This is a genomic window from Arcobacter sp. CECT 8989 (genome assembly GCF_004116715.1).
Classification (GTDB): domain Bacteria; phylum Campylobacterota; class Campylobacteria; order Campylobacterales; family Arcobacteraceae; genus Halarcobacter.
The window spans coordinates 1-426 of the sequence record NZ_PDKE01000080.1 but is presented as its reverse complement, the minus strand read 5'-3'; the positions used below and the strand labels follow the sequence as shown (position 1 = coordinate 426).

Sequence of the window (426 nt, the reverse complement as noted above, 5' to 3'; positions counted from 1 at the left end):
TAAAAGACTTTACTACAAGAATCTTACAAAAAGATACTATTGCAATAGTTGGTCCAAATGGAAGTGGAAAATCAACTTTACTTAAAATCTTTATGGAAAAAATGAAAATAGATAGTGGAAGACTTAAAAAAGGTGATTTCAATATAGGATATTTCGATCAACAAAGAGATATGCTTGATGATTCTAAAAACCTTATGGAAACTTTTTGTCCAAATGGTGGAGATAGAGTTGTTTTAGATGATGGAAGAACTATGCATGTATTTGGATACTTAAAGAACTTCCTTTTCCCTAGAGAATATTTAGATAAAAAAGTTGGTGTTTTAAGTGGTGGAGAGAAAAATAGAGTTGCCTTAGCACTTTTATTTACTAAAAAAGTTGATTGCTTAATCCTTGATGAGCCAACTAATGATTTAGATATCCCTACAA

Annotated in this window: 1 protein-coding gene; it reads left to right on the top strand. The window is 29.8% G+C overall.

Annotated elements, in window-relative coordinates; translation table 11 throughout:
* Nucleotides 1-426, top strand: a 426-nt coding sequence (locus tag CRV02_RS14530) for an ATP-binding cassette domain-containing protein (protein ID WP_129090916.1), incomplete at both ends; no start/stop codon positions are given.